Here is a 15,323-nt window from a genome sequence, read left to right on the forward strand (position 1 = left end):
CTTCGACAACGACGTCGAGGCGCTGACCGAGATCCGCCGGCTCTTCGACTTCCTGCCGCTGTCGAACCGCGACAAGGCCCCGACCCGGCCCTTCTTCGACGACCCGGCGCGGATCGAGGCGTCGCTCGACACGCTGATCCCCGACAACCCGAACCAGCCCTACGACATGAAGGAGCTGATCGCGAAGATCGCCGACGAGGGCGATTTCTACGAGATCCAGAAGGATTTCGCCGGCAACATCATCATCGGCTTCGTGCGGATCGAGGGGCAGACGGTCGGCGTCGTCGCCAACCAGCCGATGGTGCTGGCGGGCGTCCTCGACATCGACTCGAGCCGCAAGGCGGCACGCTTCGTGCGGTTCTGCGATGCCTTCAACATCCCGATCCTGACGCTGGTGGACGTCCCCGGCTTCCTGCCCGGCACGGCGCAGGAATACGGCGGGGTCATCAAGCACGGCGCGAAACTGCTGTTCGCCTATGGCGAGGCGACCGTGCCGAAGGTCACGGTGATCACCCGCAAGGCCTATGGAGGGGCCTATGACGTCATGGCCTCGAAGCACCTGCGCGGCGATTTCAACTATGCCTGGCCCACCGCCGAGATCGCGGTGATGGGGGCCAAGGGCGCGGTCGAGATCCTCTATCGCAGCGAGCTGGGCGACAAGGACCGGATCGCCGAGCGGACCAAGGACTATGAGGACCGCTTCGCCAACCCCTTCGTGGCGGCCGAGAAGGGCTTCATCGACGAGGTGATCCAGCCGCGCTCGACCCGCCGCCGGGTGGCCCGCGCCTTTGCCAGCCTGCGCAACAAGCAGCTGACCAACCCGTGGAAGAAGCACGACAACATCCCGCTGTGACCTGACCCGCCCCGACCGCTCTCACCCGAGGCTTCCCTGCGCGCCCTGATCCCGATGACCGTGACGCTGTTTCTTGCCCAGGCGGCCGCCCCCGTGGCGGTCGGCGCCCCCGCCGACGCCGCGCATGAGCGCGTCGAGGTGCCGTCGGGCGCCGAGGTCTGGCTGCAGGAAGAGATCACCGACCGGGTGCCGGGCATGGGCCTCGTGGCGCGGTTCCGCTTCGTCATGCCGGCGCTCGAGGACGTGGTGCCGGCGGTCGATCCGGCCGACCTCGCCGACCATCTGCCGGCCGACATGGTCGAGGGGATGCAGGACACGCGCCCGCTGAGCCCGGCCGAGCAGGCCGAGCTTGACGCGGCACTGGGGGATCTGGTGATCGAGGCGGTCCCCGACCAGGGCCACGGCGCCGGCGCCGGCGATCCGGCGTGGGGCGGCGCGGGGTCCAGCGGCATCTCGATCACCCCTGTCCTGCCGGGCGACGGGGGCGAGATCGACGCGCCGCTGCCGTCGGAGCTCGCGGCCCCCGACGCGGCCCTGCCGGGCGGCGACGGGGCGGCGGACGAGGCGGGCGGCGATCTGGCCGCCGTCGCGGGCGAGCCGGGGGCGATGGACGGTCCGGTGTTGCCGGCCGCACCGGACCTTCTGATGCAAGACCCGGTGCACCGCGACATCCAGTTCCTGTGCGAGAACTACGCCCTGCCGCGGCTCAAGGCGATGAACCCGCGGCCGACGCAGATCGTGATCTCGATGGCCTCGGCCCCGAGCCCCTTCGGCAGCTTCGACCCCGCCATCGTCCAGCTGTTCGAGGGGTTCAGCGTCCCCCGCGACCGCGAGGCCTGCGTGTGGGAGCCGATGTGATGCGCCCGTCCCCTGCCCCCTGCCCCCGCCGCTGCCCCAACCGCGTGGTCGGCCGGATCGACGATGATGCAAGCCTGCCACAGCCCGCGCCCCGCGCGGCGTGGCCCCGCTGTCGGCGACGCGCGGGCGCGGTTAGCATGCCGCGTCGGCCGCAGGTCGCGGTCACGACAGGCAACAGCCGGGGCACCCAAGCCCCGCATCACAGGAGCAGTCCATGTCCAAGAAACTCGTCCTTCTGCTGGCAGCCACCGCAGCCACCAGCGTCCTGGCCGCCTGCCAGCCGCAGCCCACGACCACCACGGTCGTCCAGCCGACCGCCGTCACCCCCGAGCCCGTGTTCCAGGGCAAGTACGGCCGCAACTGAGGCCGTCCGGCGCGGGCCATCGGGTCCGCGCCACCCCCACACCCCGGCGCCGCTGCGCCCCCTCGGCGAGGGCGCGCCATGCTGAAACACCGCGGCTTTCCCGGCCGGCTGCCGTCGTCGGACCTGCAGTTCGTCATCCGCCGCGCCAACAACAAGGGCGCGACCAAGCTGATCGCGCGCGAACGCTTCCGTGACCGCTCGCCGCTCGACCGGCGCGCCGACACGGCCTTCCTCGCCGCCCTCATCGAACATTTCGGCGACGAGCCGTTCGAGCGCGGCAACCTCGACGCGGGCCGGCTGTCCTGGCTGCTGGGGCGTGAGGTCGTCGCGGTCGGCAAGCTCGACCCGACCAGCTACGAGCAGCTCCTCCGCGTCGACCTGAAGAAGGCCGAGGCAAGCTTCCCCGAGCTCTTCGCCCCCGACACGCCCCCCGACTTCGGCTGGGACGACGACGATTTCGACGACGAGGACGATGCATGACCGTCGTCCCGCCCCGCGCCCCCGCCTGCCCGATGCCCGCTCACCCGACCCGCGCGGGCGGGATGTGCGGCTTCCCGCTGCTCGCGGTGGCTTCACCGGGTTGTCAGTTTGACGCCGGTTGCGCCCGTGACATAGTGTGCCGGAACATCAAACCGGCCCGCCAACGGGCCCAGCAGACAGGCAGATCATCATGCAGAAGTCTCTCTTCCGCCTTGCGGGCGTCGTCGTCGTGTCGGTGGCTCTCTCGGCCTGCGCCCAGCAGGGCGGCTATGGCTACAACACCGGCCTCGCGCCTGACGTGCAGCGCGCGGCGGGCGGCGCCCTCGCCGGGGCCGTCGTCGCCAAGGCCGTCGACGGCAACGTCGCGACCGGTGCGCTCATCGGCGGTGCCGCCGGTGCGCTGTGCGACGACGCCGGCGTGTGCGTCCAGTAATCGGGACGAAGCCCGCCGCGGCCTCGGCCCTGACCCTCGCGCCCGGTCCCGGTCCTGCCGGGCCGACGCGGGGGTTCACCTGATCCAACCTGCCGGTTCCATCTGGGATGCGTTCCGCGGACCCGGCCTCGAACAGAAAGACATCTCATGTCCAAGACCCTTCTTCTCGCCGGCATCTCGGCCGCCCTGCTGGCCGGCTGCACCCAGAACATCCAGCCGACCGACATGGACCGCGCCCTCATCGGCGCCGGCACCGGTGCGGTCATCGCCGACATCTCGGGCAAATCCGTCGCCAAGGGCGCCGCGATCGGCGCTGTCGGCGGCGCGCTCTGCGACGACGTGCGGCTCTGCCAATAACACCGGCCCGCGCGCCGGCTGCCTTTGCAGCGGCGCGGCCGACCTGACCTGCGCGTCGGATGCCGTCCGCGCCCTGCCACGCCGTCCCGGTCCCAGCGACCGGGGCGGCGTCTTTCGTTCGTTCTCGCGCCATCGTGGGGCCTAGATGTTCAAGAAGATCCTGATCGCCAACCGCGGGGAAATCGCCTGCCGCGTCATCAAGACCGCGCGCAAGATGGGGATCGCCACCGTCGCCGTCTATTCCGACGCGGACCGCAATGCGCTGCACGTGCGGATGGCGGACGAGGCGGTCCACATCGGCCCCTCGCCGGCCAACCAGTCCTACATCGTGATCGACAAGATCATGGACGCGATCCGCCAGACGGGCGCCGAAGCCGTCCATCCGGGATACGGTTTCCTCAGCGAAAACATGAAGTTCGCCGAGGCTCTTGAGAAAGAGGGTGTGGTCTTCATCGGCCCGCCGTCGGGCGCAATCGAGGCGATGGGCGACAAGATCACCTCGAAGAAGATCGCGCAGGAGGCCGGCGTCTCGACCGTACCGGGCTACATGGGGCTGATCGCGGACGCCGACGAGGCGGTGCGAATCTCGACCGAGATCGGCTATCCGGTGATGATCAAGGCTTCGGCCGGCGGCGGCGGCAAGGGGATGCGGATCGCCTGGAACGACCAGGAGGCGCGCGAAGGCTTCGAGTCCTCGCGCAACGAGGCCGCGAACAGCTTCGGCGACGACCGCATCTTCATCGAGAAGTTCGTCACCCAGCCGCGCCACATCGAGATCCAGGTGCTGGCCGACACCCACGGCAACTGCGTCTACCTGCACGAGCGCGAATGCTCGATCCAGCGCCGCAACCAGAAGGTCATCGAAGAGGCGCCCTCGCCCTTCCTCGACGCCGCCACCCGCAAGGCGATGGGCGAGCAGGCCTGCGCGCTGGCCAAGGCCGTGGGTTATGCCTCGGCCGGCACGGTCGAGTTCATCGTCGACGCGAACAAGAACTTCTACTTCCTTGAAATGAATACCCGTTTGCAGGTCGAGCATCCGGTGACCGAGCTCATCACCGGGGTCGATCTGGTCGAACAGATGATCCGCGTCGCGGCGGGCGAGACGCTGCCCTTCACCCAAGACGATCTGACCATCACCGGCTGGGCGATCGAGAGCCGGCTCTATGCCGAGGACCCCTATCGCAACTTCCTGCCCTCGATCGGCCGTCTGACCCGTTACCGCCCGCCGGTCGAGACCGCGGCCGGGCCGCTGCAGGCGGCGGACAAGTGGGTGCCCGCCCAGCCCGGCGACGAACCGCCCGCCGCCGCCACCGGGGTCCGCAACGACACCGGCGTCTACGAGGGTGGCGAGATCTCGGTGTTCTACGACCCGATGATCGCCAAGCTCTGCACCTGGGCGCCCGATCGCGCGCAGGCCATCGAGGCGATGCGCACCGCGCTCGACGGGTTCGAGGTTGAGGGGATCGGCCACAACCTGCCCTTCCTCAGCGCCGTGATGGACCACCCGCGCTTCGTCTCGGGCGACATCTCGACGGCCTTCATCGCCGAGGAATACCCTGAGGGGTTCCAGGGCGCGACGCTTTCCGAGCCCGAGCTCGAGCGGGTGGCGGCCGCCGCTGCCGCGATGCACCGCGTCGCCGAGATCCGGCGCACCCGGATCACCGGGCGGCTCGACAACCACGAACGCCACGTGGGCGAGAACTGGGTGGTGACGCTCGACGGGCGCGAGTTCCCGGTGCGGGTGACGGCGGACAAGGCCGGCTCGACCGTGCGCGTCAACGGGCGCGACCTGCGGGTGGAAAGCGACTGGCTGCCCGGGCAGTCGCTGGCGCGCATCCAGGTCGACGGCGCGCCGCTGGCGCTCAAGGTGGACCGCATCCCGGCCGGGCTGCGGCTCAGGACGCGAGGCGCCAACCTCAAGACCCACGTGCGCCGTCCCCGCACCGCCGAGCTCGCCCGGCTGATGCCCGAGAAGCTGCCGCCCGACACGTCGAAGTTCCTGCTCTGCCCGATGCCGGGGCTGGTGGTGAAGATCAACGTGGCCGAGGGCGACGAGGTGCAGGAGGGTCAGGCGCTGGCCACCGTCGAGGCGATGAAGATGGAGAACATCCTGCGCGCCGAGCGCCGCGGCACGGTGAAATCGGTCAACGCCGCGCCGGGCGAGAGCCTCAAGGTCGATGACGTGATCATGGAGTTCGAATGAGCGCCTGCGCGCCATGGAGCCTGCACTGGCGTCCGACGGCGCCGCGCCCGGCGGCATGAGCCTCGGCGCCACCCTTCTGGCGCCCCAGCCGCTGGCGGCGATGATCGCCGGCGGTTTCCTGGCGCTGGGGTGGGTGTTCACCCATGCGCTGACGCTGAGGCGCGACCGCGCCCAGCGGGCCGAGCGGGTGCGCGACGTGCAGGGCGCGCTCTATGCCGAGATCCGGGTCTATACCGACACGCTCGAATCCCAGCGGCTCGAGGTCTACGGGGCCGAGGTTGAGGCCCAGATCGTGAGCCAGCCGGGGTTCTTTCCGGTGATCCCGACCGAGAACAACGACCGCGTCTTTGCCGCCATCGTGGACGAGATCCACGTGCTGCCCTTCGCCGTGGTCGATCCGGTGGTGCGCTACTACAACCAGCTGTCGGTGATCGGCGCGATGATCGCCGACCTGCGGGCGCTCGACCTTGCGCGCGTGGGCCCTGAGCGGGCGGCGCGGATGTATCGCCACTACATCGAGATGAAGGTCGAGGCGATCGACCTCGGCAGCGCCGCCAAGCTGTTCCTGCACACCCACCTGACCGGCGGCAACGCCGCCGTGGCCGAGCTGGTCGCGGCGCGTGAAAAAGCCCGGCTCGTCGAGACGAAAGCCGGGCTGCAAGCATGGGTCGCGGCGCATGGCGCCACTGAGGCTGTCAGCGACGCGCGTAGCCCGGCATCGGGCCGGTCCGGCCGGTGATGGGCGGGGGATTGTAGGATGTGGTGTCCATCGCGAGCCTCCCTTGGTGGTCCTGCCGCAGATATAACCTGCCGGGGCGCGATTTTCAATCCGCCTCGGGCGCGGCGCGGCTGCGGCTGCGCCTACGGCATCACGCCCATGCGCCCGATCTCTTGCCGGCGCAGCGGGAACTTGTCGATGGCGCGGACGATCTCGCGCACGTCCCAGGGGCTGGGCTTGCGCTGCTTCACCTGCCCGTCCTTGTCGATCACCAACAGCGAGAAGCCGTTCGGCTTCAGCCGCTGGCGCCACACCGTCGCATCGGCGGGGTCGCTGTCGGCGACGACCACCACGTCGCGCTCGATCAGCGGGCCGGCCTGCGTCTCCAGCGCCACCATCTGCGCGGTGAAGGCCGGGTCGGCGGGGGTGTCGGCGAAGACGACCACCACCCGGCGGCGGAACAGCAGCTCTTCGGGCGTGATGTCGCGGGCGAGCAGGTATTCCAGCTCGACCGTGCGGTCGGGCAGCGGCACCCGGCGCGGCTCGGCCGTCCCGAGCGGCGCGTCATGCGCCGGCCGCGCTGGCGGCGCCCGCTCGACCTGCACCGGCGCGGGCGGGGGCGTGGGGGCGCCCATGGCCCAGGCACCCGCGCCGCACACCGCCACCCCACAGGCCAGCAGCGCCGGACCGGCCGCTGCGACACTCCGCGCGACCCTGCCGCGCCCCAGAAAATCCCGTATCATACCCCGGAATATAGCGACCGCGTTCGCAACGGAAAGGACCGAGCCATGACCCAAGCCAATCTCGACCAGTGGCGCGCGCTGGCCAGCAAGGAACTGAAGGGCGCCGATCCCGACAGCCTGAACTGGGAGACGCTGGAAGGCATCACCGTCAAACCGCTCTATACCGAGGCCGACACCGCGGACCTGCCGCACATGGGCAGCCTGCCGGGGATGGAGCCGTTCACCCGCGGGCCGCGGGCGACGATGTATGCCGGCCGGCCGTGGACGATCCGGCAGTACGCGGGCTTTTCCACCGCCGAGGAATCGAACGCCTTCTACCGCCGCAACCTTGCCGCCGGGCAGCAGGGCGTCTCGGTCGCCTTCGACCTCGCCACCCACCGCGGCTATGACAGCGACCACCCGCGGGTCGAGGGCGACGTGGGCAAGGCCGGCGTCGCCATCGACAGCGTCGAGGACATGAAGATCCTGTTCGACGGCATCCCGCTCGACAAGGTGTCGGTCTCGATGACCATGAACGGCGCGGTGATCCCGATCCTCGCCAACTTCATCGTCGCGGGCGAGGAACAGGGCCACAGCCGCGCGGTGCTGTCGGGGACCATCCAGAACGACATCCTCAAGGAGTTCATGGTCCGCAACACCTACATCTACCCGCCCGAGCCCTCGATGCGGATCATCGCCGACATCATCGGCTACACCGCGGCCGAGATGCCCAAGTTCAACTCGATCTCGATCTCGGGCTACCACATGCAGGAGGCCGGGGCGAACCTCGTGCAGGAGCTGGCCTACACGCTGGCCGACGGCCGCGAATACGTCCGCGCCGCGATTGCCGCGGGCATGGACGTGGACGCCTTTGCGGGTCGGCTGTCGTTCTTCTTCGCCATCGGCATGAACTTCTTCATGGAGATCGCCAAGCTGCGCGCCGCGCGCCTGCTGTGGCACCGCATCATGACCGAGTTCGGCGCCAAGAAGCAGTCGAGCCTGATGCTGCGCACCCACTGCCAGACCTCGGGCGTCAGCCTGACCGAGCTCGACCCGTACAACAACGTGATCCGCACGGCCTACGAGGCGATGAGCGCGGCGCTCGGCGGCACCCAGTCGCTGCACACCAACGCGCTGGACGAGGCGATTGCGCTGCCCACCGACTTCTCGGCCCGGATCGCCCGCAACACCCAGCTGATCCTGCAAGAGGAAACCGGGATCACCCATGTCGTCGATCCGCTGGCCGGGTCCTACTACATCGAATCGCTGACCGCCGAACTCGCCGACAAGGCCTGGGCGATCATCGAGGAGGTCGAGGCGATGGGCGGCATGACCAAGGCCGTCGCCACCGGCCAGCCCAAGCTGCGGATCGAGGAGACCGCAGCCCGCCGCCAGGCGATGATCGACCGCGGCGACGAGGTGATCGTGGGGGTCAACAAGTACCGCAAGGACAAGGAAGACCCGATCGACATCCTCGACATCGACAACATGAAGGTGCGGGCGTCGCAGATCGCCCGGCTCGAGACCATCCGCGCCACCCGCGACCAGGCCGCCTGCGACGCGGCGCTGGCCGAGGTCGAGCGGCGCGCCCGCGAGGGCGGCAACCTGCTGGAAGCCGCGGTCGAGGCGGCCCGCGCGCGGGCCAGCGTGGGAGAGATCAGCATGGCGATGGAGCAGGTCTTCGGTCGCCACCGCGCGGAGGTGAAGACATTGGCAGGGGTCTATGGCGCGGCCTACGAGGGCGACGAAGGCTTCGCCCACATCCAGAAGGACGTTGAGGCCTTCGCCGAGGCCGAGGGCCGTCGGCCCCGCATGATGGTCGTCAAGATGGGCCAGGACGGCCACGACCGCGGCGCCAAGGTCATCGCCACCGCCTTCGCCGACATCGGCTTCGACGTCGACGTGGGCCCGCTGTTCCAGACCCCCGAGGAAGCCGCGCAGGACGCCATCGACAACGACGTCCACATCGTCGGCATCTCGTCGCAGGCGGCCGGTCACAAGACGCTCGCCCCCAAGCTGATCGCGGCGCTGAAGGCGCAGGGGGCCGAGGACATCATCGTGATCTGCGGCGGCGTGATCCCGCAGCAGGACTACGCCTTCCTGCGCGACGCCGGCGTGGCCGCGATCTTCGGCCCCGGCACCAACATCCCCGCCGCGGCGCGCGAGATCATGGAGATCGTGCGCGCCAAACGGGCGGCGTGAGGGGCGCCGCCGTGGGCGCAGGCTTCGACATACTCGTCCACTCGGACTGGGGCGCCCTGCCCGCCGCGCGCTGGTCGGCGGTGGCGGCCCGCGCGGGTGACGGCTGGCGGGTCGTGCTGCTCGAGCCGGCCGGCGACCTCGCGGTGCGGTTGCCGGCGCTGAGCGCCACGGGCCGGGTGCTGGCCGGGTTCGACTTTCCCATCGGGGTGCCGGCCAGCTACGGCGCGCTGACGGGGCTCGACGGGTTCGAGGATCTGCTGGCCCGGATCGGCCGCGGCGCATGGGCCGACTGGGGCCTCGTCTGCCAAGAGGCCGGGCAGATCGCGATCCACCGGCCCTTCTATCCCCAGACCGGCGGCGTGAAGGGTACGGTGAAGAAAGCGCATCTGGAAACCGGCCTCGGCCTCACCCTCGCCGACCTTCGCCGCGGGTGCGAGGCGGGCGGCGGGGAGATCCTCTTCTGGACGCTTGGTCCGAAATCCGTCGGCAAGGCCGCAATCCACGGGCTCGAGTCCACGGTGCAGCCGCTCTGCGCTGAAGGCGCGCGCCTCTGGCCCTTCCACGGAACGCTCGCCGATCTGGCCTCGACCCGGCTGGTGCTGGCCGAGACCTATCCGGCGCTGTCCTATGCCTCGATCTGCGGGACGAAGATGGTCGACAAGGGCAATGCCCTGTCTCTGCGCCGGCTCACGGACAAGGTGATGGAATCCTGCGCCCGGCTCGGGGTCGAGCTGCCCGACCCGGTGGCGGCGCGCATCACCGCCGGCTTCGAGGTGAGCGCAGGCAGCGCCAAGGCCAACAGCGACGAGTTCGACGCCCTGATCGGCCTGCTCGGCATGATCGAGGCGCTCGGACGACCCGAGGTGATCACGCATGAGCCCGGCCCCGATGCGGTGCACTGGGAGGGCTGGATGTTGAACGGCGTGGCCTAGCCCGCTTGCCCCTTCCCCCCACCCCATGCCACCACTCCGCCCATGACCGCGGACGTCAAACAGATCATCTGCATCAAGTGGGGCACCAAGTTCGGCCCCGAATATCCCAACCGCCTGCGGGCGATGATCGCGCGCAACATCACGCCGCCGTTCCGGCTGATCTGCTTCACCGATGACGGCGCCGGGCTGCATCCCGACATCGCGGTGCGGCCCCTGCCCGATTTCGACTATCAGGCGCCGACCAACACCATCGGCAAATGGCCGAAGTCGCGGCTCTGGGGAGATCTGGGCGACATCACCGGGACGGTGCTGTTTCTCGACCTCGACGTGGTGATCGTGGGCTCGCTCGACGATTTCTTCCGTTTCGGCGATCCGGGCGACACGGTGCTGGCGACCAACCCCGCCCGGATCAAGCCGTTCGAGACGCTGGGCCAGACCTCGGTCTACCGGATGCGGGTCGGCACCCTCGCCCCGTTGCAGCGGATCTTCGCCGCCGATCCGCAGGGGATCGCCGACGAGTACCGGTTCGAGCAGCGCTTCGTCACCCGCCGCGCGCCGGGCGGGGTGCGGTTCTGGCCCAAGGGCTGGGTCGTGCATTTCCGCAGCGACTGCGTGCCGGGGATGCCGGCGCGCTACTGGCGCGAACCGCGCATCCCGGCGGGCGCGCGGATCGTGATCTTCGCCGGCAGCCTCAACCCCCCCGACGCCATCGCCGGACGGTGGAGCGAGGAGGACACCCCCCGCGACCCCGCCGACCACCTGCGCGCCGCCTTCGACGGGCGCCGGCGCGAGGGGCTGTCGCGGCACCTGCGCCACTACATCAGGCCAACCGGATGGGTCGAGCGGCTGTGGCGCGAATAGACGGCGATCCCTCGGTCTGGCACCCGCTGCCGCCCGACCTCGCGGCCGAACTCGGCTGGACGGTGGCGAGCTTCGGCCATCTCGAGGACATGCTGAAACGCGCGATCTTCGCGCTCGACCGCGACCGTCTGGCGGGCGGTATCCGCGAGCGCGACTTCCGCGACTGGCTGCGCCGGATGGATCACGTCGCCGCCGATTCGCTCGGCACGCTGATCGAGCGGCTGGAGCGGGTGCTGGGACGCGGCCCCCACCCCGCGCCGCAGCGCGACCTGATCGCGCAGATGGAGGAGATCAAGGACTGGCGCAACCTGCTCTGCCACGCCGTCTGGCGCCCGGCCGCGGGCGGCTGGCGGCCGGTCTTCGCCAACACCAGGGGCGAGCTTTACGAGGGCACGATCGACACCGCCGACCTCGCCGCGATCCGCGCCATGACGCTCGACGCCGCGCGGCGGGCGGGGCGGCTGATCGAGGGGCTGGACGAGGGCAGCGGGGCGTCGGACTGATGGGAGAAGCCGGGTGATGGGGGGACTGCGGGCGCTCGACCTGCCGCCGGTGTGGCTGGCGCTCTTCGCGCTCGCGGCCTGGGGGCTGGGGCGGCTCGCCCCGTACACCGCGCTCGCCCCGCTCGGCTGGGGGCTGGTCGCGCTGGGGGCTGGGCTGATGATCGCCGCCGCCTGGACGATGACCCGGCGCGGCGCGACGCTGCACCCGGGCCGCCCGCCCACGGCGCTCGTCACCCACGGGGTCTACGCCCGCTCGCGCAACCCGATCTACCTCGCCGACGCGATCATCCTCGCCGGGCTCTGCCTCATCTGGCAGCCGCTCGCCGCGCTGGTGCTGGTGCCGGCGTTCGCGGCCGTCATCACGCGCCGCTTCATCCGCCGCGAAGAGGCGTGGCTGGCCGCCCGCGACCCGGACGCCTTCGCCGCCTGGGCGGCGCGCACCCGGCGCTGGCTCTGAGCCGCCGCGCCTCCAGTGGGCCGCCTCCCCCGCCCCGATCCGCGACACGCGGCCCGATTGCCTTCCCCCCCGCGGCCGGGCTAACACCGCCCCGACCCGAAAGCAGAGGCACGCCATGTCCGACACCTCCCCCCCGGCCCCGCTGCGGCTTGGCATCGCCGGGCTCGGCACCGTCGGCATCGGCGTCGTCAAGATCATCCAGGCCCACACGGACCTGCTGTCGGCCCGCGCCGGGCGGCCGGTCGTCATCACCGCGATCTCGGCCCGCGACCGGCAGAAGAACCGGGACGCGGACCTGTCGGCCTATGCCTGGGTCGATCAGGCGACCGAGCTGGCCACCCGCGACGACGTGGACGTGGTGGTGGAACTGGTCGGCGGCGAGAACGGGATCGCCAAGGAGACGATCGAGCTGGCGCTCGACAACGGCAAGGACGTGGTGACGGCCAACAAGGCGCTGCTCGCCGTCCACGGCCAGGCGCTGGCCGAGCGGGCCGAGGCGAACGGCCGGCTGATCCGCTTCGAGGCCGCGGTCGCGGGCGGCATCCCGGTGATCAAGACCATCACCGAAAGCCTCGCCGGGAACCGCATCCGCCGGGTGATGGGGGTGATGAACGGCACCTGCAACTATATCCTGACCCGGATGCAGTCCGCCGGCCTGCCCTACGAGACGGTGTTCGAGGAGGCCCGCAGCCTCGGCTATCTCGAGGCCGACCCGACGCTCGACGTGGGCGGCATCGACGCAAGCCACAAGCTCGCCATCCTCGCCACGCTGGCCTTCGGCACCCGCGTGGCCTTTGACGGGGTCGAGATCGAGGGGATCGAGCGGGTCTCGATCGATGACATCAACCGCGCCGCCGACATGGGCTATCGCATCAAGCTGCTGGGCGTCGCGCAGATGACCGGGCGGGGCCTCGAACAGCGGATGTCGCCCTGCCTCGTGCCCTGTGACAGCCCGCTGGGCCAGCTCGAGGGCGGCACCAACATGGTGGTGATCGAGGGCGACGCCGTGGGCCAGATCGTCCTGCGCGGTGCCGGTGCCGGCGAAGGGCCGACCGCGAGCGCGGTCATGTCCGACATCATCGAGATCGCCCGCGGCGTGCGGATGCCGGTGTTCGGCCAGCCCGCCACCACGCTCGGCTCGCCCCAGCCGGCCCGCACCGCGGTCCCGGCGGCCTATTACCTGCGCCTGACGCTGGCCGACAAGCCGGGGGCGCTGGCCAAGGTGGCGAGCGTGCTGGGAGACGCGGGCATCTCGATCGACCGGATGCGCCAGTATGGCCACCACGCGGGCGAGGCGCCGGTGCTGATCGTCACCCACAAGACCACGCCCGAGGCCATCGATCACGCCATGCAGGTGCTGCCGAAGACCGGCGTCATCACCGGCGATCCGGTCGAGCTGCGCATCGAAGAGGTCTGAGCGGGCCTCAGCGCCCCTCGACCGCCGGCAGCAGGTGGCGCAGCCCCTGCGTGACGTCGGTCCGGACCGCGAGCCGCAGCCCCGGCTCGTCCCCCGCCCTGAGCGCTGCGAGGATGATGCGGTGGTGCCGCGGCGCCTCGTTGCGGCGCATCTTCTGATAGACCGCCCGCATGGTCGGGCCGAGTTGCAGCCAGATCGTCTCGAGCATCGCCAGCATGGCCGGGGCCTGCGCGCGCAGGTAGAGCGTGCGGTGGAAGTCGAGGTTGGCGCGGATATAGCCCACCGCGTCGTGCCCCTGCGCCGCCTCGCCGATGGCCGCGTTGATCGCCGCCAGCCGGTCGATCAGCGCAAAATGCGCCCGCGGCAGGGCGCGGGCGGCGAGTTCCGGCTCGATCAGCGCGCGCAGCGCCGCCAGCTCCTCGATCCGCTCGACCGACAGCTCGGGCGTCGCGACCCGCCCCGAGGCCGAGAGCGACAGCGCCCCTTCGGCGACCAGCCGCCGCACCGCCTCGCGCGCGGGGGTCATGCTGACCCGGCTTTCGGCGGCGATCCCGCGCAGCGTCAGCGGCTTGCCGGGCGGCAGCTCGCCCAGCATGATCCGGGTCCTGAGCGCGCGATACAGGCGCTCATGCGCGGCGGGCAGGCTGGGCGTGGCGGGGGCTGAGGCCATGATCGTCGGTTGTGATCACAGCCGCGGCGCCTGTCAATCGCCCGCCGCGGGACCGGCGCGAAACTGCCAGCGATGCAGCCCCGCGCCGTTCTGCCGCAGCCAGCAGCGGTGGGTCTCATAGTCCGGGCAGAGGCCCCGGACCGCCGCCCAGAACCGCGGCGAGTGATCCATGTGGGCGAGATGCGCGACCTCGTGCGCGGCGACGTAGTCGAGCACCTCGGGCGGCGCCATCGCCAGACGCCAGCTGTACATGAGCCGCCCATCGGCCGTGCAGCTTCCCCAGCGCGAGCGCGTGTCGCGCAGCACGAGCGCGCGGAAGCCCCGCCCCAGCGCCGCCGCATGGCGGTCGCTCGCGGCGGCGAGCCGCGCCTGCGCCAGCGCCCTAAGGAACCCCGCCGCCGCCGGCCCCGCCGGCCGCGCCGCGGGCAGCAGCAGCGCCGCGCCCTCGGCGACGGGGCGCCGCACCGCGGCGGGGGTCAGGACCAGCGCCCGCCCCTCGACCGGCAGCGCGGCGCCGAACGCGGCCACCGTCGGCGGCACGACCGTCGCCAGCGCCCCGCGCAGCCAGTCGCGGCGGCTGGTGAGGAAGGCCAGCGCCTCGGCCTCGCGCACGCCCGGCGGCAGGGTCAGCGTCACCGACCCGTCCCGGCGCGCAACCCTGAGCGTCATCCGCCGCGCCCGCGCGGTGCGGCGCAGCGTGACCTCGGTCCCGTCGAGCGCGATGATCCCGGCCACGCCGCCTCTCCCCCCGCCCCCGAAAGCCTTTGACACCCCCTGTGGGCTGTGGCAGGGGAGGCCGGATTTACCTGACCTTTGGCGAAAAGAGAACACCATGCCCAAAGAGGAATGGGGCACCAAGCGTCTGTGCCCCGTCTGCGCCGCGCGATTCTATGACCTTGGCAACGACCCCATGACCTGCCCGGCCTGCGGCAACAGTTTCTCGGTCGAGAGCCTGGCGACCGCGCGCACCCGCTCGATGATCGCCGAGAAGGCGGCCAGCCGCGACGCCGGCGACGATGACGTGATCGACGACGATCTGGACGACGCGAGCGACGCGGGCGATCTGGACGACGATCTGCTGGACGACGACGACGATGACGGCGACGTGTCGCTGGACGACATCGCCGACGTGGCCGAGCCCGAAGAGGACTGAGCCGAGGGCGCCGCATCGGCGCCCGACCCGGCCCTGAGCAAAGCCCCCTGTGCGGGGGCTTTTTTCGTTTCGGGCCAGCCGTTTGGCGGCGGGTTCGAGAAACTTGGCTGCGCCGTTCTTTTTCCGCTTGCAGCGCTCCG

18 protein-coding genes are annotated in these 15,323 nt (G+C 70.9%); 15 read left to right on the plus strand and 3 right to left on the minus strand.

Translation table 11 applies throughout. The features are described from left to right. The 8 genes from BLW17_RS14455 to BLW17_RS14485 form a co-directional block, all read left to right on the plus strand. Positions 1-853, plus strand: an 853-nt coding sequence (locus BLW17_RS14455; protein ID WP_280141342.1) for an acyl-CoA carboxylase subunit beta, incomplete at its 5' end; no start/stop codon positions are given. Positions 854-907: 54 nt separating this feature from the next. Beyond that, positions 908-1,711: a DUF6497 family protein gene (locus tag BLW17_RS14460; protein WP_036737029.1), complete on the plus strand. Its 804-nt coding sequence runs from the start codon at positions 908-910 to the stop codon at positions 1,709-1,711. 214 nt (positions 1,712-1,925) lie between these two features. After that, the gene (locus tag BLW17_RS18190; protein ID WP_168783715.1) at positions 1,926-2,075 is read left to right on the plus strand and encodes a hypothetical protein; all 150 of its coding nucleotides are present in this window, start codon (positions 1,926-1,928) and stop codon (positions 2,073-2,075) included. Between the two features lie 78 nt (positions 2,076-2,153). After that, positions 2,154-2,555: a hypothetical protein gene (locus BLW17_RS14465; protein ID WP_036710698.1), complete on the plus strand. Its 402-nt coding sequence runs from the start codon at positions 2,154-2,156 to the stop codon at positions 2,553-2,555. A gap of 190 nt (positions 2,556-2,745) precedes the next feature. Continuing rightward, the gene (locus tag BLW17_RS14470; RefSeq protein ID WP_036704462.1) at positions 2,746-2,988 is read left to right on the plus strand and encodes a hypothetical protein; all 243 of its coding nucleotides are present in this window, start codon (positions 2,746-2,748) and stop codon (positions 2,986-2,988) included. Between the two features lie 147 nt (positions 2,989-3,135). Further along, positions 3,136-3,345 (plus strand): YMGG-like glycine zipper-containing protein, encoded by a 210-nt coding sequence (locus BLW17_RS14475; RefSeq protein ID WP_036704463.1) that lies wholly within the window; start codon positions 3,136-3,138, stop codon positions 3,343-3,345. A gap of 145 nt (positions 3,346-3,490) precedes the next feature. After that, the gene (locus tag BLW17_RS14480) at positions 3,491-5,548 is read left to right on the plus strand and encodes an acetyl-CoA carboxylase biotin carboxylase subunit (RefSeq protein ID WP_036735706.1); all 2,058 of its coding nucleotides are present in this window, start codon (positions 3,491-3,493) and stop codon (positions 5,546-5,548) included. A gap of 13 nt (positions 5,549-5,561) precedes the next feature. Beyond that, complete coding sequence (locus tag BLW17_RS14485) at positions 5,562-6,287, plus strand: hypothetical protein (RefSeq protein WP_036735709.1); 726 nt, start codon at positions 5,562-5,564, stop codon at positions 6,285-6,287. A 122-nt stretch (positions 6,288-6,409) separates the two neighbouring features. Here BLW17_RS14485 and BLW17_RS14490 read toward each other — a convergent pair whose 3' ends face one another. Next, positions 6,410-6,901, minus strand: coding sequence for a DUF4174 domain-containing protein (locus tag BLW17_RS14490; RefSeq protein ID WP_052176567.1), 492 nt, complete (start codon positions 6,899-6,901; stop codon positions 6,410-6,412). A gap of 153 nt (positions 6,902-7,054) precedes the next feature. Here BLW17_RS14490 and scpA point away from each other — a divergent pair, with 153 nt between their 5' ends. From scpA to BLW17_RS14520, 6 genes are all read left to right on the plus strand, one after another. Beyond that, positions 7,055-9,190, plus strand: a complete 2,136-nt coding sequence (gene scpA / locus BLW17_RS14495) for a methylmalonyl-CoA mutase (RefSeq protein WP_036735711.1) — start codon at positions 7,055-7,057, stop codon at positions 9,188-9,190. Beyond that, positions 9,187-10,122 carry a hypothetical protein gene (locus tag BLW17_RS14500; RefSeq protein ID WP_139306040.1) on the plus strand — a complete coding sequence of 312 codons (936 nt, stop codon included), beginning with the start codon at positions 9,187-9,189 and terminating at the stop codon, positions 10,120-10,122. The genes scpA and BLW17_RS14500 overlap by 4 nt, the downstream gene beginning before the upstream one ends. 42 nt (positions 10,123-10,164) lie before the next feature. Further along, positions 10,165-10,983: a hypothetical protein gene (locus tag BLW17_RS14505; RefSeq protein ID WP_036735713.1), complete on the plus strand. Its 819-nt coding sequence runs from the start codon at positions 10,165-10,167 to the stop codon at positions 10,981-10,983. Beyond that, the gene (locus BLW17_RS14510; protein ID WP_052176569.1) at positions 10,971-11,486 is read left to right on the plus strand and encodes a hypothetical protein; all 516 of its coding nucleotides are present in this window, start codon (positions 10,971-10,973) and stop codon (positions 11,484-11,486) included. The genes BLW17_RS14505 and BLW17_RS14510 overlap by 13 nt, the downstream gene beginning before the upstream one ends. 16 nt (positions 11,487-11,502) lie before the next feature. Continuing rightward, on the plus strand, positions 11,503-11,943 hold the full coding sequence (locus tag BLW17_RS14515) for a methyltransferase family protein (RefSeq protein WP_052176570.1): 441 nt from the start codon (positions 11,503-11,505) through the stop codon (positions 11,941-11,943). 115 nt (positions 11,944-12,058) lie between these two features. Beyond that, positions 12,059-13,360: a homoserine dehydrogenase gene (locus BLW17_RS14520; protein ID WP_036703498.1), complete on the plus strand. Its 1,302-nt coding sequence runs from the start codon at positions 12,059-12,061 to the stop codon at positions 13,358-13,360. A gap of 7 nt (positions 13,361-13,367) precedes the next feature. On the opposite strand, the gene BLW17_RS14525 is transcribed toward BLW17_RS14520, so the two are convergent. After that, on the minus strand, positions 13,368-14,030 hold the full coding sequence (locus BLW17_RS14525; RefSeq protein WP_036703497.1) for a GntR family transcriptional regulator: 663 nt from the start codon (positions 14,028-14,030) through the stop codon (positions 13,368-13,370). A gap of 33 nt (positions 14,031-14,063) precedes the next feature. Continuing rightward, positions 14,064-14,765: a M48 family metallopeptidase gene (locus tag BLW17_RS14530; RefSeq protein WP_231572805.1), complete on the minus strand. Its 702-nt coding sequence runs from the start codon at positions 14,763-14,765 to the stop codon at positions 14,064-14,066. Positions 14,766-14,862: 97 nt separating this feature from the next. Here BLW17_RS14530 and BLW17_RS14535 point away from each other — a divergent pair, with 97 nt between their 5' ends. Continuing rightward, the gene (locus tag BLW17_RS14535; protein ID WP_036703496.1) at positions 14,863-15,183 is read left to right on the plus strand and encodes a TIGR02300 family protein; all 321 of its coding nucleotides are present in this window, start codon (positions 14,863-14,865) and stop codon (positions 15,181-15,183) included. The last annotated feature ends 140 nt before the right edge of the window (positions 15,184-15,323 follow it).

This window comes from Paracoccus sanguinis, from assembly GCF_900106665.1.
GTDB lineage: Bacteria > Pseudomonadota > Alphaproteobacteria > Rhodobacterales > Rhodobacteraceae > Paracoccus > Paracoccus panacisoli.

Coding starts and splice junctions, on each gene's coding strand:
- BLW17_RS14460 (WP_036737029.1), top strand. CDS start 908: ATGACCGTGACGCTGTTTCTTGCCCAGGCGGCCGCCCCCGTGGCGGTC.
- BLW17_RS18190 (WP_168783715.1), top strand. CDS start 1,926: ATGTCCAAGAAACTCGTCCTTCTGCTGGCAGCCACCGCAGCCACCAGC.
- BLW17_RS14465 (WP_036710698.1), top strand. CDS start 2,154: ATGCTGAAACACCGCGGCTTTCCCGGCCGGCTGCCGTCGTCGGACCTG.
- BLW17_RS14470 (WP_036704462.1), top strand. CDS start 2,746: ATGCAGAAGTCTCTCTTCCGCCTTGCGGGCGTCGTCGTCGTGTCGGTG.
- BLW17_RS14475 (WP_036704463.1), top strand. CDS start 3,136: ATGTCCAAGACCCTTCTTCTCGCCGGCATCTCGGCCGCCCTGCTGGCC.
- BLW17_RS14480 (WP_036735706.1), top strand. CDS start 3,491: ATGTTCAAGAAGATCCTGATCGCCAACCGCGGGGAAATCGCCTGCCGC.
- BLW17_RS14485 (WP_036735709.1), top strand. CDS start 5,562: ATGGAGCCTGCACTGGCGTCCGACGGCGCCGCGCCCGGCGGCATGAGC.
- BLW17_RS14490 (WP_052176567.1), bottom strand. CDS start 6,901: ATGGGCGCCCCCACGCCCCCGCCCGCGCCGGTGCAGGTCGAGCGGGCG.
- scpA (WP_036735711.1), top strand. CDS start 7,055: ATGACCCAAGCCAATCTCGACCAGTGGCGCGCGCTGGCCAGCAAGGAA.
- BLW17_RS14505 (WP_036735713.1), top strand. CDS start 10,165: ATGACCGCGGACGTCAAACAGATCATCTGCATCAAGTGGGGCACCAAG.
- BLW17_RS14515 (WP_052176570.1), top strand. CDS start 11,503: ATGGGGGGACTGCGGGCGCTCGACCTGCCGCCGGTGTGGCTGGCGCTC.
- BLW17_RS14520 (WP_036703498.1), top strand. CDS start 12,059: ATGTCCGACACCTCCCCCCCGGCCCCGCTGCGGCTTGGCATCGCCGGG.
- BLW17_RS14525 (WP_036703497.1), bottom strand. CDS start 14,030: ATGGCCTCAGCCCCCGCCACGCCCAGCCTGCCCGCCGCGCATGAGCGC.
- BLW17_RS14535 (WP_036703496.1), top strand. CDS start 14,863: ATGCCCAAAGAGGAATGGGGCACCAAGCGTCTGTGCCCCGTCTGCGCC.